19 protein-coding genes are annotated in these 19,085 nt (G+C 49.0%); 7 read left to right on the top strand and 12 right to left on the bottom strand.

Annotation, left to right across the window (positions count from 1 at the left end; all coding sequences use genetic code 11):
* Positions 1-32 precede the first annotated feature (32 nt).
* Both BTJ40_RS03600 and BTJ40_RS03595 read right to left on the bottom strand, forming a co-directional pair.
* On the bottom strand, positions 33-509 hold the full coding sequence (locus tag BTJ40_RS03600; protein ID WP_108731811.1) for an Lrp/AsnC family transcriptional regulator: 477 nt from the start codon (positions 507-509) through the stop codon (positions 33-35).
* A 139-nt stretch (positions 510-648) separates the two neighbouring features.
* Positions 649-1,848, bottom strand: a complete 1,200-nt coding sequence (locus BTJ40_RS03595) for a pyridoxal phosphate-dependent aminotransferase (protein ID WP_108731810.1) — start codon at positions 1,846-1,848, stop codon at positions 649-651.
* A gap of 583 nt (positions 1,849-2,431) precedes the next feature.
* On the opposite strand from BTJ40_RS03595, the gene BTJ40_RS03590 reads away from it, so the two are divergent.
* Both BTJ40_RS03590 and BTJ40_RS03585 read left to right on the top strand, forming a co-directional pair.
* Positions 2,432-2,815: a hypothetical protein gene (locus BTJ40_RS03590; protein WP_108731809.1), complete on the top strand. Its 384-nt coding sequence runs from the start codon at positions 2,432-2,434 to the stop codon at positions 2,813-2,815.
* Positions 2,816-3,439: 624 nt separating this feature from the next.
* A complete protein-coding gene (locus tag BTJ40_RS03585; protein WP_108731808.1) occupies positions 3,440-3,895 on the top strand; it encodes a hypothetical protein in 456 nt (151 codons plus the stop codon).
* Between the two features lie 47 nt (positions 3,896-3,942).
* On the opposite strand, the gene BTJ40_RS03580 is transcribed toward BTJ40_RS03585, so the two are convergent.
* From BTJ40_RS03580 to BTJ40_RS03570, 3 genes are all read right to left on the bottom strand, one after another.
* Positions 3,943-4,701 (bottom strand): hypothetical protein, encoded by a 759-nt coding sequence (locus tag BTJ40_RS03580; protein ID WP_157953869.1) that lies wholly within the window; start codon positions 4,699-4,701, stop codon positions 3,943-3,945.
* 34 nt (positions 4,702-4,735) lie between these two features.
* Positions 4,736-5,176, bottom strand: a complete 441-nt coding sequence (locus tag BTJ40_RS03575) for a YqaA family protein (protein ID WP_108731806.1) — start codon at positions 5,174-5,176, stop codon at positions 4,736-4,738.
* A gap of 191 nt (positions 5,177-5,367) precedes the next feature.
* Positions 5,368-5,841 (bottom strand): hypothetical protein, encoded by a 474-nt coding sequence (locus BTJ40_RS03570; protein WP_108731805.1) that lies wholly within the window; start codon positions 5,839-5,841, stop codon positions 5,368-5,370.
* Between the two features lie 139 nt (positions 5,842-5,980).
* On the opposite strand from BTJ40_RS03570, the gene BTJ40_RS03565 reads away from it, so the two are divergent.
* A complete protein-coding gene (locus BTJ40_RS03565; RefSeq protein ID WP_108731804.1) occupies positions 5,981-6,181 on the top strand; it encodes a CPXCG motif-containing cysteine-rich protein in 201 nt (66 codons plus the stop codon).
* Between the two features lie 21 nt (positions 6,182-6,202).
* On the opposite strand, the gene BTJ40_RS03560 is transcribed toward BTJ40_RS03565, so the two are convergent.
* Genes BTJ40_RS03560 through BTJ40_RS03550 form a run of 3 tightly spaced genes read right to left on the bottom strand, consistent with a single transcriptional unit; the run spans position 6,203 to position 9,587 of the window.
* Positions 6,203-7,678, bottom strand: coding sequence for a deoxyribodipyrimidine photo-lyase (locus tag BTJ40_RS03560; RefSeq protein WP_108731803.1), 1,476 nt, complete (start codon positions 7,676-7,678; stop codon positions 6,203-6,205).
* On the bottom strand, positions 7,675-8,616 hold the full coding sequence (locus tag BTJ40_RS03555) for a MerR family transcriptional regulator (RefSeq protein ID WP_108735157.1): 942 nt from the start codon (positions 8,614-8,616) through the stop codon (positions 7,675-7,677). The genes BTJ40_RS03560 and BTJ40_RS03555 overlap by 4 nt, the downstream gene beginning before the upstream one ends.
* Positions 8,617-8,624: 8 nt before the next feature.
* Entirely contained in the window at positions 8,625-9,587 is a 963-nt protein-coding gene (locus BTJ40_RS03550) for a DUF523 and DUF1722 domain-containing protein (RefSeq protein WP_108731802.1), read from the bottom strand.
* Between the two features lie 242 nt (positions 9,588-9,829).
* Between BTJ40_RS03550 and BTJ40_RS03545 the strand changes: the two genes are divergently transcribed.
* From BTJ40_RS03545 to BTJ40_RS03535, 3 genes are all read left to right on the top strand, one after another.
* Positions 9,830-12,865 (top strand): FAD-binding and (Fe-S)-binding domain-containing protein, encoded by a 3,036-nt coding sequence (locus BTJ40_RS03545; protein ID WP_108731801.1) that lies wholly within the window; start codon positions 9,830-9,832, stop codon positions 12,863-12,865.
* Positions 12,866-12,939: 74 nt separating this feature from the next.
* Positions 12,940-13,677: a tetratricopeptide repeat protein gene (locus BTJ40_RS03540; RefSeq protein WP_108731800.1), complete on the top strand. Its 738-nt coding sequence runs from the start codon at positions 12,940-12,942 to the stop codon at positions 13,675-13,677.
* A 506-nt stretch (positions 13,678-14,183) separates the two neighbouring features.
* On the top strand, positions 14,184-14,588 hold the full coding sequence (locus BTJ40_RS03535) for a 3D domain-containing protein (RefSeq protein WP_238152122.1): 405 nt from the start codon (positions 14,184-14,186) through the stop codon (positions 14,586-14,588).
* A gap of 98 nt (positions 14,589-14,686) precedes the next feature.
* On the opposite strand, the gene BTJ40_RS03530 is transcribed toward BTJ40_RS03535, so the two are convergent.
* A complete protein-coding gene (locus BTJ40_RS03530; protein WP_108731799.1) occupies positions 14,687-15,220 on the bottom strand; it encodes a hypothetical protein in 534 nt (177 codons plus the stop codon).
* Between the two features lie 202 nt (positions 15,221-15,422).
* Positions 15,423-15,731, bottom strand: coding sequence for a hypothetical protein (locus BTJ40_RS03525; RefSeq protein WP_238152121.1), 309 nt, complete (start codon positions 15,729-15,731; stop codon positions 15,423-15,425).
* Positions 15,732-15,880: 149 nt separating this feature from the next.
* Between BTJ40_RS03525 and BTJ40_RS03520 the strand changes: the two genes are divergently transcribed.
* A complete protein-coding gene (locus tag BTJ40_RS03520) occupies positions 15,881-16,882 on the top strand; it encodes a rhodanese-related sulfurtransferase (protein WP_108731797.1) in 1,002 nt (333 codons plus the stop codon).
* A gap of 7 nt (positions 16,883-16,889) precedes the next feature.
* Here BTJ40_RS03520 and BTJ40_RS03515 read toward each other — a convergent pair whose 3' ends face one another.
* Together BTJ40_RS03515 and apbC are read right to left on the bottom strand one after the other, a co-directional pair.
* Positions 16,890-17,282: a hypothetical protein gene (locus tag BTJ40_RS03515; RefSeq protein ID WP_108731796.1), complete on the bottom strand. Its 393-nt coding sequence runs from the start codon at positions 17,280-17,282 to the stop codon at positions 16,890-16,892.
* A gap of 592 nt (positions 17,283-17,874) precedes the next feature.
* Positions 17,875-19,026, bottom strand: coding sequence for an iron-sulfur cluster carrier protein ApbC (apbC, locus tag BTJ40_RS03510; RefSeq protein WP_108731795.1), 1,152 nt, complete (start codon positions 19,024-19,026; stop codon positions 17,875-17,877).
* Between the last annotated feature and the right edge of the window lie 59 nt (positions 19,027-19,085).

Raw genomic sequence — 19,085 nt, 5'->3', positions numbered from 1 at the left:
CTGCAAATCACGGACACCGGTTAATTTAACGGTCAGTCCTGAAACAAGAGTTCCAGTGGGTAGCCGGTAAAAGGCTTGGTTTTCTCAATCACCAAATGAGAAGTCATACGGGAAATCGCCGCCTCTTCATTGGCCAACAACTGCTCTGAGACTCGATTAAAATCTGCTGCGTCTGGGCAGACGAAATGCAGCATATAGTCGAACTCACCAGACATCTTCACACAGGAAACAATCTGTGGAATATCACTAATAATGCGGCGAAAGTTCTCACTGGTACGGGCATCCTGCCGCTTAAGCGCAACGTTTACATAAAACTCTGCATGCCGAACTTTATCCAGGTTTATCTCGGCAAAGAACTCGCGGATATAGCGCTCACTGGTCAGGCGTTTAACCCGGGCCAGGCAGGCACTTTCCGATAATCCAATTTTTTCACTCAAATTCAGGTTACTTGTACGTGCGTTTGATTGCAGGGCCTGCAAAATACGCAAATTATGCCGGTCAATTTTCACGGAGCTATTTTCTTTTGAATCTGAAAGGGGGCAAGGATAGCGGTATTCGCCGGTGGCATAAACATTACAGCCACCGGCATGGGAAACTTGTCATCACTTCAAAGGCGAATTTGGCGACAACCAGCCTCCCGGCAAAGGCCTAACCGGCCTGGCGGTTACCGCTGGTGACGAACTGTTCAATACGATCCAAGGCCCGCGACAACTCGGCCTCATCAGCCGCCAGGGTGAGGCGAACATGATTGACTGAACTACTACCAAAGGGCGCGCCAGGTAGTACCGAGACCCGCTCAGCATCCAAAAGGGCTTCAGCGAAGGATTGCCCGGAGCTGGATACCTTGGAGACATCCACCATTACAAACATCCCAGCCTCAGGGCTGTAGCAACTCAAGCCTGGTATCTGGCCAATCCTCTCAACAATCAGGTCTCGACGCTGCTGATAGGCATCCCGCATCTGCTTCACGAAGTAGCTATCAAACTCCAGGGCAAAGGCTGCAGCCTCCTGGATGAACTGCGGGCATCCAAAAATTGTCGCCCCTGCAAAAGCAATCAAACGATCTACCAGGGGACCACGAGCCACGGCCCACCCCAGGCGCCAGCCACTCATGGCGTGGGATTTGGACAAGCCATCAACCACAACAATATTATCCAGCGACTCTGCTGCCGTACGCAGAGAGGTGTGGCGGCGGGCAAAGGTGATCATTGAATAAACTTCATCACACACCAGCCAAATATTGCGCTCGCGGCAGTATGCCGCCAACTCGCGCAATTGTTCAGGGGTAGCCATCGCGCCAGTCGGGTTTACCGGCGTGTTGATCATAACGACCTTGGTCTGCTCACTGATGGAGGCCTTGATAGCGTCGACATCAAAAGCGAAATTGGTCTCCGCCGGGCAAGTCACTCGCTTTACCGAGAGGCGCAAGGCATCACAAATGGGGACATAGCCGATATACATCGGCTCGGGAATTACAATCTCCTCACCGGGGTTTAGCAGGCAGGCAAGTACTGCGTAGATAGCGTTGGTTCCACCGGGGAAAACAACAACATCATCCGGATTACAGGGGTGGGGAGAGACCTTGCTCTCGATATCCGCGATAGCCCTGCGCAACATTGGCTCCCCGGCCGCAGGGGAATAGTGGGTGCGCCCCACTCCCAGGCGAGCGCGGGCAAAGTCGAGGATCGGCTCGGGGGTGTCAAAGTTGGGATCACCTACACAGAGAAAGATGACATCCTCCCCTTTATTGGCAAGCTCATGAGCCCGGTCACTCACAGCCCAAACATTTGCATCCTCACCATTCAAGGCCTCACTTTGCAAGCTGAACCTGGGGGTAAAATTTGTCACGTTTTTCACTATTTAGCAGCCATTTATAGGGGCTAAGGTAACAACCATCGGAGTAATCGGTGCCGCTATATGACCGTCAATTTCGCATTAGAGGGAGCTTTTCTCAGGTATTCCCGCAGATAATGCGGGGGCCAGTGTGTTCGCGTGGATCGCGACTAGAAATAGATTTTTAGTCTCAGTTACTCAGGTCGATCCTGGCGCCCCAGAGAGAGCGAGTAATGAGTAAAACTTAAGCAAGGTATCACCCCATCCCACTGCATTTGAACACTATTAACCGGAGCCAGGAAAATCCCAGGGCTATGGACAAAGCTTCATTACGATGTTCTTTTTTGACATCCCGTCCGCTCCCCATGCCCCTTTCACCTGACTCGCAGCAATCTCCCTCAAGTTTTCGCTGTATTTAGATTAACTTTAATCTTCAAAGATAGAGGGCAAACTCCAATCCCGGTATAGGTGCAAAACTGGCCCCTTAGCGCCTCTGGATATACTTAGTGTTAACCAGCTTTGATCTTCCGAGACTATCTATTACGGCTTGATTGCGTGTTATCGTTAACACCTAAAAACCAATAAGTAAATTTAAATCATGGATAAGATGAAACAATTACTAACCTTACTTTTGCTCTCCTGTTCACTTACGGCAATCGGCACTGAAATTTCTCAGGAAAGGAAGTTGGAGCTTATTAATTCTATCGAGAAAAAGATTGCCTCCAACTATGTCCTGCAAGAAAACCTGGAAGCGATTCACTCTTCATTAGATAAAATAGCAATCCCTATCGCCAAGGCAGTTAATCCGATTACCAAAGCTAACTGGGAGGGGACTGGTGTAAAACCAGATATCGAGACATCCCGGGAGAAAGCATTTCCAACAGCCTATAGACTCGTCTTACAAGAAACCAAAGCCTCTACTGCACACCCGGAACATTTAAAAGAAATTCAACAAAAACTGCAGGATCTCGGAACTCTCTAGATTACCTGCAGTCCTCACCAAATCAAATTGATATATTTATCAGGGAAGACAAGTAATTACCAAGTATTTCTTCCCTGATAGAATCAACAATCAATAAAATAAAATACGAATGAGATATCACAATTTGTTTAAATCTTATACATATCTGAGGACTTCTCGGAACGCTTTAACCCCCACAGATGAGCATCTAAAGCCCATATCGAATATATAGTTTTAGTCTATATCCTGGTGCACCAACCAAATGGAGCAATACTGCCATTTTCATACAGAGTAAAGCTATTGACAAATGCCTTGAGAAAGTAGAATGCCGCCACTTCTAACCAGAACCAAATGCACAAGTATTTTTTCAGGGCATTATACGAGATTTAGCTTCTCAGCAATATAAACTAGCAAATTAATATCAACCCATGTGCTACCGGATAAAACTAGAACTTCAGATAAACTCAGCTCTTACCTTTCCCTGAGAATTTTCATCAAGGAGGGTTTGACTATTAATCGACGAACTGTATTAATATAAGACAATTCACTCAAATACTACGCAAGTACCACCACTCCTCTTTTGAGGAGAAAATTTCAGAGATTTTGTAGTACCCACATTACATAGCGATAGGACTTATATAAAATATGAAGTTTATCCAAACCAGATTACAAGGGGTTATTTTTAGACTCAAAAGGCTGGCCATCCAAGTCAGTCTACCTTTATCTCTATACCTAGCACTAGCTTATATATTTAAAGCCCCTCAAAAAACGGAAGTCCTAGAAATGTACCTACTAGGATTATGCCTAATCCCAGTCCTGACCACACTCTGGCTTATAATATTTAACTCAGGAAAAGGAAAGGTAGATGAGTATAGCCTTGAGTTTACAGATACTCACATCATTTATAGATCACTCTATGGCAATATAATCATTCCAATGTCAGATAAACTTTCAATTAAAACACACGGCAATCCACCTAAGTCCATTTCCATAACAGGACACAACCACTCAGCCCATGTTGATTTAAACCTATTTTCACCACAACAGAGAAAGGAAATTCTTAAGCAATGTTATTTACAAAAAAATAGCTATCAAGGTTAACCTTAAACACCACTTTCACTATCTAAAGCCATAACTGTATAAACCCATCAAGGCTTACACCTCTCAATCACAAGCAGTTGACTTTTATCATACACCTTAGAATCAGCTCTCAGATGGTTAGTATATTCTATCAACTCCCCTAGAGTACTTACAAAAATCCTTTTTACTCTTAGATTTACATTCTTATAATCATCAGCAGATTGAAAAACCCCACGCTCAAAATCAGAAAAGGCTCTCTTTAAATCTGAATTTGAAATACTCTGGGCCATTCGTACCCCTGAGAGAGTTACAATATAGGTACCTTCATCATACTGGCCAATATATAGGGAGCTACATTTAATGGCCCCATTCTCGATATCGTAAAACCCCTCCTCCATATCTAAAAACTGTTTGTAATCACCAAAAATTAGTTTAACCTCATTACAAATATTGTGTTCTATTAGAGGCAATAAATCTAATTCATTCTTATCAACCCCTTGTGTAACAAGCCCATACTCAATTACTGAGCAAAACTTCGCAGCCTCTTCTTTATGGATTAAAGACAGTTCTCCATCATTCCCCACTTGAATAGAAAAGGAGAAACTAAACTGATTTAGAAAATCCACTTTCGACAGGAAATGGGAGTTTCCTTGAAACGAGGTTAACCAGGTACCAAATGCATTAGGATACTCAACCAAGTAGATACCCGGTTCCACTTCTGCCAAATCAAGTATATAGCTACTATCGATTGGCTGCCGCTCTGAAGGAGAGCCTGACTTCATTTTAAATATGTCTTTTCTTCGTATTTCAAATTTTTGTGAAAACACTCAAACAAAATCTCTTATTAACTTAATATCCACATCAAGATGCTTGCAGGACCATATAGTAAACCACCAGATAGCGTAGACATTTACCCGTGGCAACCAATAACAAAAACCAAACCAAGCGAATTCTTAGAATACCAGCCATTACAGTAAGGGGATCACCAATAATAGGCACCCAGGAAAAAAACAGGGAGAATACCCCATATTTTTTAAATCTCTGTTCAGCCTTTACAAATTCCTCTTCAGACATTCTCAACCATTTCTTGATCACGCCCAAGCTGGCCCAGTAGCCTAATGCATAATTGAGAAGAGAGCCCGCTACATTCCCAGTAGTGGCGACTATTATCAGGGCCCAAGGGGAGAGGCCCTGGAGCAATAGACCAGTCATTACAATTTCTGAGCTTAGCGGCAGAATGGTCGCTGCCAGGAATGCTGATACGAAAAGCCCCAAAAATCCAAACTCAAGAAAGTACCCCATAATGACGACTCATGCCTAGCTAAACTCGGCATTCCTTCTATCTATACTTATAATTGCGCCACTATAATCGAAAAAAGGGGACATCCCAACAACCCCCCTCATCAGGGTTAGCGATACTAGTCACAAGCCTCTACTTTTTATATTCACCCTTGTTAACACATTTTAGAATTCATAACCTTACCCAGACTTACTTAGGCCCAAGTACAGACCCGCTCATCCGAAGTCGAAATCAGTGTCCACCCCATAATCCTCCAGCCACCTTTCAGTTTTGCTATCGACAAGATATTGCAGGCAGCTTTCCTACTCCTTTCTTTTGATTTGGATCGCTGAAAAACAACAAGCGATGTTGCTGAGCCATCTTCTGAAACATAAATTTTCTCTATATATAATCCAGAAAATGGATATGTCTCTAGATCCATAGTTTTACGCAGCTGGCCGATAATTACGGGGATTAAATCGGGATGATTAGACAACCCCGGCTGCTCACCGATAAAAAATAAAGGGGATTGAGCAAAGTACTTCTTCAAACTACTCGGCGGAGATGAACTATTAAATGTGCTGTAAAAATTTTTAATAAGATCAGAGACTTCACTGCGCGAGCTTGCATAAATCTCAGATGAAAAGACAATAAATACGACAACCAACAGCGCCATAGCAATTTTCATGGCTACCACTTCCTATTTTAAGGAGTTTCTGAGTAACTCTGCAATTAGAGGGGACTGACTAAAGGTTGAAGTATAGTTATGCTATTAATTCGCATGGACTAAAGAAGGGAATCTGACAATCACCAGACGGAGTTATCCTGTGCCAGAGGTAATAGTGGAGAGAAGTATTTACTGCCCTTATTGCGGTGAAATCATAAAAATACTGGTTGATTCATCAGTTTTGCCTCAACAGTACACTGAGGACTGCCAAGTTTGCTGTAGACCTATCGTTTTCTTTGTGGAACTCGATTTAAATGGCGAGCTATCTATCGTGGCTCATACTGAGGATGAAGCGTTCTAAGTCGCATTGTCGCACTCAAATTCACTTCAAATTGGCAAAAACTTCAATGGCTCGCTTCCGTCCAGCCCCCACATCGCAAATCACTTGAGGATAGCCTTGAGTCGGCGGTGGATCGTGTATGGCTTTGTCGCTCAGCTCCTTTAGCTCAGGTACAAATTTTCGGATAAAATCTCCATTGGGATCAAAACGTTGCGACTGACTATAAGGATTAAATACACGGAAATAGGGTGCAGCATCAGTACCCGTGGAGGCAGTCCACTGCCAGCCCCCATTGTTGGAAGCAAAGTCTGCATCAATTAAGCGCTGCATAAAGTAGCGCTCACCCCAGCGCCAATCTATCAGCATATTTTTACTGAGAAATGAAGCTACTATCATACGCAATCGATTATGCATCCAGGCAGTCTCATTTAACTGTCGCATCGCTGCATCAACTATCGGAACCCCAGTCTCCCCCAAAGTCCAACGCTCAAACTGATCCTTATTGTAGGACCAGGGGATTTGGTCAGTTTCCTGCTTGAATGGCCTCCCTTTACTCAGACGGGGAAAGTCCACCAACAAATGGGTATAAAACTCCCGCCAGATTAATTCGCTAATCCAACAGGCCGCCCCATCATCTCCACCCAGCCAACGCCCCTCATTCATATCCAACGCCATTGCTATACATTGGCGAATCGAAACAGCACCACTATTTAGGTAGGGGGACAAACAGGAGGTACTATCGAGTGCGGGGAAATCTCTCTCTGCCTGATAAACGGGTAATTTTCCACTGAACTTCTTGAGCCGATTCAGCGCCGCCCTCTCTCCTGCCCGCCAACCTTTAATCAGGCCTGCATCGTCGATCTTATCTATCGAATATGTCGACAGTTGCGTTGGAATCTTTTGGCTTAATTTCTGCCCTTCAGGTAAGGAAAGCCACTTTGGCCAATGTGCCCCATTTTCCGATGTAGAAATTTTCCGCGGCTTAGGTAAGGTTTTTATCTCACTATCGGCACACAATTGAATCAGTGCGCGCTTGAAGGGGGTAAACACCTTGTAGGGTTCCCCTCCGCCGGTTCTTACTGCCCCTGGTGGAAGCAGGGTGCGGTCACTGTAGAATTGAACCTGAACCCCCTCTTTTGTCAGTAAATCTTTTACTGCATTATCACGGCGCAGCTCATTGAGAGGATATTCAGCATTCGCATAGAGAGCATTGATATTCAGGCGCTCAACTATTTGCTGAAGAACCCCTGGAACCTGAGCAAAAGTAGGAACTTCAATGAAGTACAGCGGTATATTTCGCTCCTCTAATCCATCTTGTAATTCACGCAAACAGGCGATACGAAAAGTCACCAATGGGTTGCCTTCATCATGGCTCTGCCAGGTACCCGGACAGGCAATAAATACAGCAGCCACCTCCTGACATTGCACACTGGCTTGGTAAAGTGCTGAATTATCATTGAGGCGTAAGTCATTGCGTAGCCATACCAGGCCGCGCGGCAAAGTCACTGGGCGACTCATAGCTTAAAAGACTCCCGCAATTGTGTAACTGCACTCTCTGTATTTCCGGCAAGTACCTTTGTTAAAGGGAGTTGGTTCAGTTCAGTCAAAGCCAAACGCTGCACCTCAATAAAATCACCCGCAAGCCACAGAGGATCAGTCATCCCCTGAACAGCACTTGGTAGCTCACGTTCAAGAATATTTTTCGGCAGAGCCTTGTGGCTATAGCAAAGCACTCCCTGAGCACCCAGTTTTTTGACTGTACTTCCCAGCTCCAATAATCCTGCAGGATAAGCCAGGGTAACGACCTCTATTCCTGCGCCAAGGAGTACTGCAATAAACATCTGTATAAATGCCTGTTGGCCCTGAACGCCAATTTCCAGTAAAAGAACACGGGGCTTCGCCTGGGACTTGTCTTTGTCCAGGTTTTTCCTGGCCATACCATTAGCCAGAAGTAGCTGTTCCTTTAACAGGGGCCAGAAAAATGTCTGCGCTCCATGGGCTTCAGGTAGGCGAAATCGCTCAAGCCGCACATGCAAAGGTTTCAGCCAGTGCTCCAACAGCAAAGCGGCAGGGAATGAGGAGAACCACTGATCGAGACGGCGGCGCAGCTGGGGTTCTGCAAAGTCTCTGAGAAGACTGGAGGTTTCATCCAGCATCGCCTGCCAATTGTTTTTTCCATCGCCTGCAGTCGCTGGCATCCCCAATTTGTCCTGCTCTCGCGCCAACAGGTCTCGCACTTGACCAATGGAGACGCCCCTGGCGAGGCATTGCAGGACTTTTTCGATCTGCTCGACCTCCTCTTCACTATAAAGGCGATGCCCTTTGCTGGTACGCATGGGTTTTAGTAGACCATAGCGGCGCTCCCAGGCCCGTAAGGTCACGGGGTGCACCCCAGTCCTCCGAGCTATCTCACGAATCGGAAAATAGTTTTTTTCAACAACTTCTGGGTCGGACATGGCGATCATTAACGAAATTCACATAAACCTAATTCAGCCGGCTCGGCAGCGAGCAAGACCTGGCTGTGGATAAAGTGGTGTGGGCTTCTCGGCAAGTAATGACGGAGCATAGTAAGCACCGCCGAAATCGGTTTATGCCCTTGCCGGTACTCCTCGATAAGCTGGGCCAATTCAGCCCGCTCCTCCCGGCTTAAATAGCCCTTTAAATGCCCCTGGCTGTGCATCAGTGCATTGGTTCGATCCTTGCGCGATGCATGTTGGGAGAGAATATCCATAATCCGCCCACGAATTTCATAAGCGAACTCTTCGGGGGTCACCGCACGAGAGTTGGAAACAAACTGACCCAAGGCACGGGTCAGAGGCTGGCTATGGGCTAACAAGAGGTACTTATAAGCGGTGTAAAACTCAATAACTTTAGCGGGTCGAGGATCCGGCGATACATAGCGATGCCAGGCATCGTAAGCAAATACTCGGGTTAAAAAGTTCTCGCGAATATCGCTGGCATTCAGTCGCCCTACTTCCTCCATAGGGAGGTGGGGAAAATTCTCTCTCACACGCGCAGCAAATAGACCTGCCGAATGCGCCAGTACACCGCGACCATCTTCTTTGTAATGGGGGGTAGTACGCACACCGCAGCTGGGAGACTTTTGCATCAGGATAAAACCGCGCAACTGCTCGACCTCCGGACTTATCTCGTCTGCATAAGCTTCAAGGTCCTCTGTCACATCGATATTGGTGTCATCGCGCCCAACTGCGCGCAGGCGATCACTGACAATCAGGTGAATTGGCGGGCGGGGCACTCCCAAGCCTATTGCCACTTCCGGGCAGTAAGCTTGCAGATCAAAGCAATTACCCAGCAGCTGAGTGCAGACTTTGCTGTGCTTATGGCTACCGTTATATCGAACTGGATCACCCACGGCACAGCGGCTGATACCAACGGGAATCTTATGCGGCAGGAATTGAATATTCATAGTCACAAGGTGAGCAGGTAATGGCCTACCTTTTTTATAGCCTGCCACTAAAACTTATACAAGCTCTGCCTTTGTATAATTTTTTGGAAATCTCTTGCAAGGTCGCCGTGGCTTGCGCAAATGCAAACCAAAGCTACAATGCAAAGCCGCGTTCATTCCGAGATTTAGCGCTGTGCGCACTATTATCGCCAGTCCCCGGTCTGCGATGCGGCCCATACCTCCCGGAAAGTACGGATTAGCTCATGATTCCAGCATTGCGCGAAGTCGACGAGGTTCAGGCGCTCTATTTGCAGTTCTTGCAGGAACTGAAGGACGCAGGTTTCCGTGGCGATACCACCCCCAGTTATGCCAGCCGCACGGTCCTGGCTACCGATAATTCGATATACCAGGTCCTCCCCCAGGCCGTTGTTTATCCCCGCGACAGTCGCGACCTGCAGCTGCTCGCCGAGCTGGCTGACAGGGAGGAGTTTCACTCGGTAGTGCTATCCCCCCGTGGCGGTGGTACCGGTACAAACGGCCAGTCCCTGACCGATGGACTGGTTGTGGATATCTCCCGCCATATGAACCAGATCCTCGAAATCAATGTTGAGGAGCGCTGGGTCCGGGTACAGGCCGGTGTGGTCAAAGACCAACTGAATGCAGCACTCAAACCCCACGGCCTCTTTTTTGCCCCGGAGCTTTCCACCAGTAACCGGGCCACCATTGGCGGCATGATCAATACCGATGCCTCGGGCCAGGGTTCATGTGTCTACGGCAAAACCCGCGATCACGTGCTGGAGTTACACACCGTATTATTGGGCGGTGAGATTTGGCACTCGGCCCCGATCGACGATGAAGAGCTGGCACAAGTCAGTATCGGGGATAAGCGCTCTGCACAGGTTCACCAAGTCTGTGATTCTATCGCGCATACAAAAGCAGAATTAATCGCAGCAAAGTTTCCCAAACTCAACCGCTGCCTCACCGGCTACGACCTGGCTCATATTCGCGACGATAAAAGCTTTAACCTCAATAGTGTTCTCTGTGGTTCAGAGGGAACCCTGGGTTTTATCGCCGAGGCAAAACTCAACCTGCTGCCAATTCCCAAATGTGTCGCCTTGGTCAATTTAAAATACGACCATTTTCAGGAGGCGCTACGCGACGCCAAAGACCTGATGCTGGCCGGTCCCATGTCAATCGAGACGGTGGACAGCAAAGTGTTGCAGCTGGCGATGGAGGATATTGTCTGGCACAGCGTCAGTGAGTTTTTTCCATCAGATGATCGCCCGGTCAAGGGCATTAATTTAGTCGAATACGCCGCCGATAGCGAAGAGGAATTGGAGCAGGCACTAGCCCAATTTACTGCTCATATTGATGAAGCTATTGGCCAAGAAGGTAAAAGTTTCGGTTACTCCATTGCCCGAGGCCACGCCGAGGTCAATCGAATCTGGGCCATGCGCAAACGGGCCGTGGGCTTACTGGGGAATGCCCAGGGAGAAAAACGCCCAATTCCCTTTGTCGAGGACACGGCAGTACCACCGGAAAACCTGGCGGATTTTATCGCTGAATTCCGCGCGGTACTGGATGAGGCCAATCTGGACTACGGCATGTTTGGCCATGTCGATGCGGGCGTGCTGCACGTGCGTCCGGCAATCGATATGAAAGATCCCCAACAAGCCGCACAAATTCGCCCGATCACCGATCAGGTGGTCGCCCTCACACAGAAATATAAGGGCCTTTTGTGGGGGGAGCATGGGAAAGGTGTCAGATCAGAGTATGCACCGGAATTTTTTGGCGAGCTCTACCCAGAGCTACAAAAAATCAAAGCCGCCTTCGATCCTCGCAACCAACTCAATCCGGGGAAAATAGCTACCCCCAGTGATGACAGCCAGCTGCTGAAAATCGATGAGGTATCCACCCGAGGCGAGCGGGACAGGCAAATTCCCGCCCAGGTCTGGGAGGGCTACGAGGAGGGTGTGCACTGCAACGGCAATGGTGCCTGTTTTAACTGGAACCCCGACGATGCCATGTGCCCTTCCTACAAGGCCACGCGCAATCGTATTCACTCTCCCAAAGGACGCGCCTCTTTAATGCGCGAATGGCTGCGGTTGCTCAGCGAAAAAAATGTTGATGCGGTCTCCAGTGCCCAGCGCCTGCGGGAGCGCTCCTTTTTCGTCGGACTCCCCAAGCGCATTATCAATTCCCTGGCAAAAACCCGTGGCGAGTACGATTTCAACCACGAAGTTAACGAGGCGATGCAAGGCTGCCTGGCGTGTAAATCCTGTGTTGGACAGTGCCCGATAAAAGTGGATGTGCCGGAGTTTCGCAGCAAATTCCTTGAACTCTACTACAGCCGCTATTTGCGTCCGCTAAAAGATTACGCCGTCGGTGGGCTGGAATTCCTGATGCCACACCTGGCCAAGCTACCTCAGCTATACAACTGGCCACTAAAACTCAAGCCAGTTTCCTTCCTGATGGAGCGCCTTTTCGGCATGGTGGACAGCCCACTGTTATCGGAAAAAACCTTGAAAGCGACGATGGCGGAGCTGGGTGTGCCTGTCGCCAGTGCCGCATGCCTGGAATCCCTTGGCCCTGCACAACGCAGTCGTGCAGTGGTGATAGTGCAGGATGCTTTCACCAGTTACTTCGATGCACAAGTGGTTGCAGATATCGTGCGCTTGCTAAAGCAGCTCGATTTTGTCCCCATGCTGGCGCCCTACCGCGCCAACGGCAAACCCCTGCATGTGCACGGTTTCCTGCGCCAGTTCCAACGGGTCGCTGAATCAAACAGCCAGATGCTGAATGACCTTGCCGCCAGCGACATCCCCCTTGTGGGCATCGATCCCTCAATGACCCTGACTTATCGCTCGGAATATAAAAAGCTGATGGGCGATAAGGCACCCAAGGTCCAGTTGTTGCAGGAGTGGCTGGCTTCCCAGCAGGAACACCTGAAACAACAGCGCCACCGCCTGGAACCCGCCAGCTTCCAGCTTCTGCCCCACTGCAGTGAGCAAACCAATGCCACCGCCTCAGTGAAAGACTGGCAAAATGTATTTACTGCCCTGGGCCTGGAACTCGCTACCGAAAGCCTCGGTTGCTGTGGCATGGCCGGCACCTATGGCCACGAAGCAGACCACAAAGAGACCTCGCGGGTAATTTTCCAGCAATCCTGGGCGCCCCGATTAAACAGTGGCAAAAACCAGCTGGCTACCGGCTATTCCTGCCGTTGCCAGGCCAGTCGCTTTGCAGGCGTATCCCTGCGCCATCCGCTACAGGGGCTACTGGCACAACTGGATAATTAGGCATTTACTGACGTAAGAGGTCCATATCTCGGGACCTCTTACCGTCCACCCAAAGTAGCCTGCGGGAAGTGCCTATGCCCAAACATCTCTCAAGCCTGCTCATGCTGTTTTACGCACTGCTGGGAGTTGCGGTATTGCTGGCAGCAATTTCAGTGAGTTCAATCTCCCGGCAACAACAATTGGGACACCACCTGCCACACGCCCGGCACTCCCTGGCACTGGTGACCGAGGCTGAAACCTACGCCCGCACAGGCAACTACGCCGACGCACTGCCGCTTTACGAAAAGGCCATCTCTTCACTGTCCGACTATCCGGACCAACAGCAGTCCTTACGCTACCGCTACGGCATCGTGCTGAATGCATTCAGCGCCCAAGCGCGACCTGACCTTTACCCCCTTGCCCGCGCTCAGTTCGAGTCGGTCCTCAATTACCTTGATGCCGGCGCGGTGCTACCCCAGTCTACCGCTAGGGTACGGTCGGCAATGGCACACACTTACCACCAGCAGGCGGCAACAGAAAAGGAGCCCACCCAGCGAGCTCATCTTTTACGCTCGGCTTACCTTCTATATAAGAGTGCAATCCAGGGTCTGCGCGAACAGGCGGAATGGCAGAACCTTGCCATCACCTATTTCAACCTGGGGCAAGTTTGTGAATGGCAGGGAAATCTGGAGGAAGCCATCTCCTGGCTGGAGAAAACAGTACAGCTGGATATGCTGCACAAGCTGCCGGACCTTCAAGAAGATAGTGACTACCTATCCGCATTGCGCAGCCAGGTGGAACCGATACTGGAAAACCCCGAAACCGCCCTATGAGTACTGCCGATTCCCTGCAATTTTTCCTGTGACGCCCTGGTTTTTCCATTAAAACCAGCTAATTTTTGCTAAATCAGCGACATATGGAGAACTGGTCACAAATAATTTATAGGGAATTTTTTACTTTTTCAGTCAGGTAGAGCAAAGCCTTCCCCCACCTATAGAACAGCTCCTTAGAATGACATCGCTGTCACGCAATTTTTCTCTTTTGAAACCATTTACCAAAGAGCTCGGTTCCAATCGGTCTATCTCGCCTGTACAAAATATATACAGCGCTATTTTGTTTTTAACTACACCTAAAAATTAAGTTATTTTTTTATTTTCTGGAAATAACCTGCCAATTCATACGGCTTTTTTGCGCTTTGCAGGAAAAAGTTGATACCTCAGGAATCGCCGGTAATATAGCCAGCGTTGATTAAATATTGATCAACGATTTCCAAACAAACTTGGAAATTTCACAAGCAGCCTTTGGCTTGTGACCATTTATGACCTGGAGGTAATGGGACATGATGAAACAGACTCTGCGAAATACTGCCTTTTTTATTGCTGCCTTGCTCGCTATCGGTGTAAGCGTTAATGCCTCGGCAGCACTTAAGAAAACCATGATTGTTGACGCAACTGCTTACAACTCTGTACCTGGACAAACTGACAGCGACCCCTGGGTTGCAGCCTGGAACAACCGCCTGCGCCCCGGTGACAAAATTATCGCCGTATCCCGTGACCTGGAAAAGCACGGTCTGACCAACGGCGCCAAAGTTAAAATTGAAGGTCTGCCTGGCACCTATACCGTGCGCGATCGTATGAACAAGCGTTTTACAAACCGTATCGATGTTTGGATGGAAAAAGACATCAAGAAAGCCCGCGCCTGGGGCAAGAAAAAACTGAAGATTGTTTTTGAACCTGTAAAGTAAGCAGAACTGATTTCAACAGAGCTTGTGACCCCGCCCTCCAGCGGGGTTTTTTTATTGTAACCGCATCACTAATGCAAATATCAAACAACCTCTGGTAATCAGGGCTCCATCTCCATTAAAAACCCTTTTAATTCTTTACAGTCTGAATTTCCGATATAAAACAGACTCGGCTGCTGATTCTCGGTGTAGCGATGTTTTAATCCGTCATCGCTGATTAATATTAAATACTCTGATTTCACCCAGCGCTCGCCGTCTCTATATTCCGTTAGCCATAAAAGCGAAGGCTGCCCTTCATGGCAGAGGCCATAAAACATACGGGTTTTTTCCACCAGCTTCTTGGTCATATAGTCGAGATAACGGCCGGGATAAGTGTAGCGATCTGTCTCTATTCCGATTTTTTCAGGATTTATTCCCATATCGGCACGTCCAATTCTCTGCAGGTAAATTGCCAGGTTCTCGTCGCAATCGAGGCAGTGACGCCCTGCAACAATGGCATAACCACTCAATTCGGAAATAAGCCGTGCTTCTTTCAAGTCAGTTGTTAGCAGTTGTCGATTGGAAAGGCGGATGCTCTCTGCGAATACCAGCTGACTTAAAACAGTCACCAGCAAAATGAGGTAGCGCAGATTCATGGGGAGGGGGACCGCAGGTTAGATAGTACCGCCGGAGACCTGGATTCCACCATTGTCTCGCGGCGGCACTGTGATTGGGTGTGCTGTTACACAGTCGCGATTCCCTTCTCACTTTAACCATAGCAGTTTGAATTAGCGTCAGCAGACTTTCGGTGCAATTGTCTGCGAGAATTGCCAGTCAGCCGATTTACTCTAAAAGGATTTACCAACTGCCGTCGGCTTCCTGAACCGGCCCGACAAAGGTAGCGATACCCTCCTCTTTGAGTGCATCGAGCGCTTCGTCCAGCGCTTCCCGCTCAGTCTCAAACGCGTCTTCCCAAACGGTTGAGTTGTTGTGTTCATCGACGATTTCAAGCAGCCAGCCGCCCTCACCATCTTCATATATATCGATCTGGACGGAAACCTCGCCCTCCCGATAGATCTGGCTCAACTCCGACTCTTTCGGTGCAAACTCTTCGCCCATGGGATTCGCCTCGCTGTGACCTTGAAATTTCGGCCAGAACTTTGACAACTTGCGGCCCGGCGGTCAACTACAAATCCCTATTCTTGCAGATGCGGACCGCCTGCTTACTGTACGACAAGCTACTTTTTTTGCGATAAAATGCGCGGCGATTTTTTCTGCTCCGGATTTGCGATCCGGCCCGCAACTGAGGAAGTACCATGAATCAATTTGTTGTCTGTGCATTGTATAAGTTCGTTACTCTGGAGAACTTCGAGTCCCTGCGCACCCCACTACTGGATGTGATGCAGGAAAACAGTGTTCGCGGCACCCTGCTGTTGGCCCAAGAGGGCATCAACGGCACCGTAGCCGGCTCCCGTGAAGGTATCGACGCGGTATTAGCCCACCTGAAGTCAGACGAGCGCCTCGCCGACCTGGACTACAAGGAGTCCATCACCCAGGCAATGCCCTTCCTGCGCAGCAAAGTGAAGCTGAAAAAGGAAATCGTCACCATGGGCGTAGAAGGCATAGACCCAAGGCGAACCGTCGGCACCTATGTAAAACCCAAGGACTGGAATGTCCTGATCAGCGACCCTGAAGTGGTTGTTGTGGACACCCGCAATGACTATGAATTCCAGGTTGGTACTTTCAAAAATTCCATCAACCCGGAAACAGAGACTTTCCGCGAGTTCCCGCAGTACGTAAAAGAGAATATGGACCCGGCCAAACACAAGAAAGTCGCCATGTTCTGTACCGGCGGTATCCGCTGTGAGAAATCCACCGCCTATATGAAAGAACAGGGCTTCGAAGAGGTGTATCACCTCCACGGAGGCATCTTGAAGTACCTGGAAGAAGTCCCCGCGGAAGAATCCCTATGGGAAGGCGAGTGCTTCGTTTTCGACGAACGAGTGACCGTCAACCACAGCCTGGAACGTGGCAAGTACGACCAATGTAATGCCTGTCGCATGCCCATCACTAAGGAGGACCAGAAGTCCCCATTGTTTGAACAGGGCGTCAGCTGTCCACACTGCCACGATAAGGTGCCGGAAGCTGATCGAGCCCGTTTCCGAGAGCGCGAAAAACAAATCCAGCTGGCCAGGCAGCGCGGTGAAGTACACCTTGGCCAGGACGCCCGTGAGCAAACTGTCTCCCGCCGCGAGCAAAAGAGAGAAGAGCGTCGCCGCCAGGCTGAAGCGCAACAGTCGCGCAGCCAGCAGGCTTAGCCTCCCCCTAGAGAGCCAGAGGCTGAGGTACGCTCTTTATCTGGGCGAGCCAGGCCTCTGCCTCAGCCTCCACAACGAACTCCCTCGAACTGAGCCTGCACAGGCAGGAGCCATGGCTGGGCAGAGGACAGGTCCAGCGCCCTCGCGGGTGTAACACCGCGATAAATGCCCGTCTCAGTACGGGGTTCTCAGCAATAAAGTGAATAAACTTCTGGTGTTCCTCCAGTGTGGTTTTACTGCGCGCATAGCGCAGGTCGAGTAGTACACGTAGGGGTTTTCGGTGGCGATACTTTTCCACCAGTAGTGCAGTGGCTTCTATTTTGTCCTTATACCCCACCGGACCAAAAAAAAGCACACGCGCTATTCCACCCGCCGGCCGATAGCTAATATGAAAATTCATTGATAACAGCACCCGTGCGCTTGTCTTTTTTATTTTTATCGACTACAGCTTCCGCAATGCCTCTTTTTATTGTCTTACCTGTATTGAAATCCCCAAATAAGGCAGACTTTTTTCTCGTACACTCCTGATATTTACTTATACCTCAACGGCAATCCAACATCCGTATAAAGGGTTTGACGTTTGTCGGCGAAAATACTGCACCCGTAAACCCGTTTTAATACCCTCAACCCCAAATACATTTAGCAACTGACGAAAAACCAGCAATTACTGCCACTTCAAAATCATAAGCGGGCTATATCGCAAAAAAATATCGGCTTTATGATTTTTAAAACAATAAGTAACTAGTACGATCAAAATAACCCTGTTTTTTACCGGGTAATTCTGTGAAATATTTTGAAACTACTAATGTACCCAGGGCGTAATAGAAGCGAACTATCACTGAAAAGAAATCTGTACCGTAAAACAAGAAACAAACTAGTACGGTTTATTTCAATGAGGGACACCGGGCCGCATCAATATAGAAATATTGGAGCCCGGTAAAAACAGCAAAACAAAGAAAATTATTTCTTTGTGATCAATATCGCGAACGGGTTCAACTTATTTCGATTTCCGGCATATCGCTGTCATCACTGCTGTTAAGCCAGATCTGGGCGGCAGCCTTACGGGCAATTTCGCAATAAAAACCGGCAATTTCACTAGCGGGGTCAGCGACAACACTGGGCTGCCCACTGTCCACATCCGCACGGATTTTCTGGGCCAGAGGAAGCTCTCCCAGTAAATGGGTATCGTACTCTGCGGCAATTCGCTCACCGCCACCGGTACCGAAAATTGGCTCGCTGTGGCCACACTTGGAACAAGTATGCAGTGCCATATTTTCCACAATACCCAGCACCGGCACCGATACCTTGCGGAACATCTCCACCCCCTTGATGGCATCTTTCAGTGCCAGGTCCTGGGGAGTAGTTACAATCACTGCACCGGCCAAGGTAGTTTTTTGTGCCAGGGTTAACTGGATATCTCCGGTGCCTGGGGGCATATCCACAATCAGGTAATCCAATCCGTCCCGGCTTTCCCCCCACAGGGTTTGGCTGAGAATCTGGTTGAGCGCGCCGCTGGCCATTGGGCCGCGCCACACCGCAGGGGTTTCCTCTGTCATCAGGTATCCCAGCGACATTGTCTCGATATCGTGGGCCTCTACCGGCACAAAGAACTTCTGCGCTTTAACATGAGGGCGCTGATCTTCAGTCCCCAACATAGTGGGTAGGCTCGGGCCGTAAATATCGGCATCCAGCAGGCCAACCCGGGCACCTTCAGCCGCCAGGGCCAGGGCTAAATTAACCGCAGTGGTGGATTTGCCCACTCCGCCTTTGCCGGACGCTACTGCAACTATATTTTTAACCTTCGCCAGAGACTCCGGCGTCCCGGAAGTCGGTGTAGCAGGGATATCGCTGAACAACTCGAACTGCAAGGTGGAGCCTTTGAGAGGCCCCGCTTTCAACAGCGGTTGGCAGCTCTCTTCCACTCGCCGGTGCCAGTGTGTCTCCTGGCTGGCACACGGATACCCGAGGGTAATCCCGACAAACACGGTGCCGCTCTCAAACCCCACTTCAATTTCTGCGTCCAAATCATCCAATGGCAAGCCACTGGCAGGATCATGCAACTGGCCAAGGCACTCCGCCAGTCGCTCCAGTTCAGCCTGAACTTCCTGTGACAGCTCTTGATGATCGTGATGGTTATCGCTCACGGTATCTCCCTCTCAGCGCTTCTAGATTGGCTCGCATTGTGTCGGATGACGCGGCCTAA

This window comes from Microbulbifer sp. A4B17 (assembly GCF_003076275.1).
In the GTDB taxonomy this organism is placed as follows: Bacteria; Pseudomonadota; Gammaproteobacteria; order Pseudomonadales; family Cellvibrionaceae; genus Microbulbifer.
Note: the sequence above shows the minus strand (reverse complement) of the source record. Positions and strands in the feature narration are given on the sequence as shown.

Coding starts and splice junctions, on each gene's coding strand:
- BTJ40_RS03590 (WP_108731809.1), top strand. CDS start 2,432: ATGGATAAGATGAAACAATTACTAACCTTACTTTTGCTCTCCTGTTCA.
- BTJ40_RS03585 (WP_108731808.1), top strand. CDS start 3,440: ATGAAGTTTATCCAAACCAGATTACAAGGGGTTATTTTTAGACTCAAA.
- BTJ40_RS03575 (WP_108731806.1), bottom strand. CDS start 5,176: ATGGGGTACTTTCTTGAGTTTGGATTTTTGGGGCTTTTCGTATCAGCA.
- BTJ40_RS03570 (WP_108731805.1), bottom strand. CDS start 5,841: ATGAAAATTGCTATGGCGCTGTTGGTTGTCGTATTTATTGTCTTTTCA.
- BTJ40_RS03560 (WP_108731803.1), bottom strand. CDS start 7,678: ATGAGTCGCCCAGTGACTTTGCCGCGCGGCCTGGTATGGCTACGCAAT.
- BTJ40_RS03555 (WP_108735157.1), bottom strand. CDS start 8,616: ATGTCCGACCCAGAAGTTGTTGAAAAAAACTATTTTCCGATTCGTGAG.
- BTJ40_RS03550 (WP_108731802.1), bottom strand. CDS start 9,587: ATGAATATTCAATTCCTGCCGCATAAGATTCCCGTTGGTATCAGCCGC.
- BTJ40_RS03545 (WP_108731801.1), top strand. CDS start 9,830: ATGATTCCAGCATTGCGCGAAGTCGACGAGGTTCAGGCGCTCTATTTG.
- BTJ40_RS03540 (WP_108731800.1), top strand. CDS start 12,940: ATGCCCAAACATCTCTCAAGCCTGCTCATGCTGTTTTACGCACTGCTG.
- BTJ40_RS03535 (WP_238152122.1), top strand. CDS start 14,184: ATGATGAAACAGACTCTGCGAAATACTGCCTTTTTTATTGCTGCCTTG.
- BTJ40_RS03530 (WP_108731799.1), bottom strand. CDS start 15,220: ATGAATCTGCGCTACCTCATTTTGCTGGTGACTGTTTTAAGTCAGCTG.
- BTJ40_RS03520 (WP_108731797.1), top strand. CDS start 15,881: ATGAATCAATTTGTTGTCTGTGCATTGTATAAGTTCGTTACTCTGGAG.
- BTJ40_RS03515 (WP_108731796.1), bottom strand. CDS start 17,282: ATGAATTTTCATATTAGCTATCGGCCGGCGGGTGGAATAGCGCGTGTG.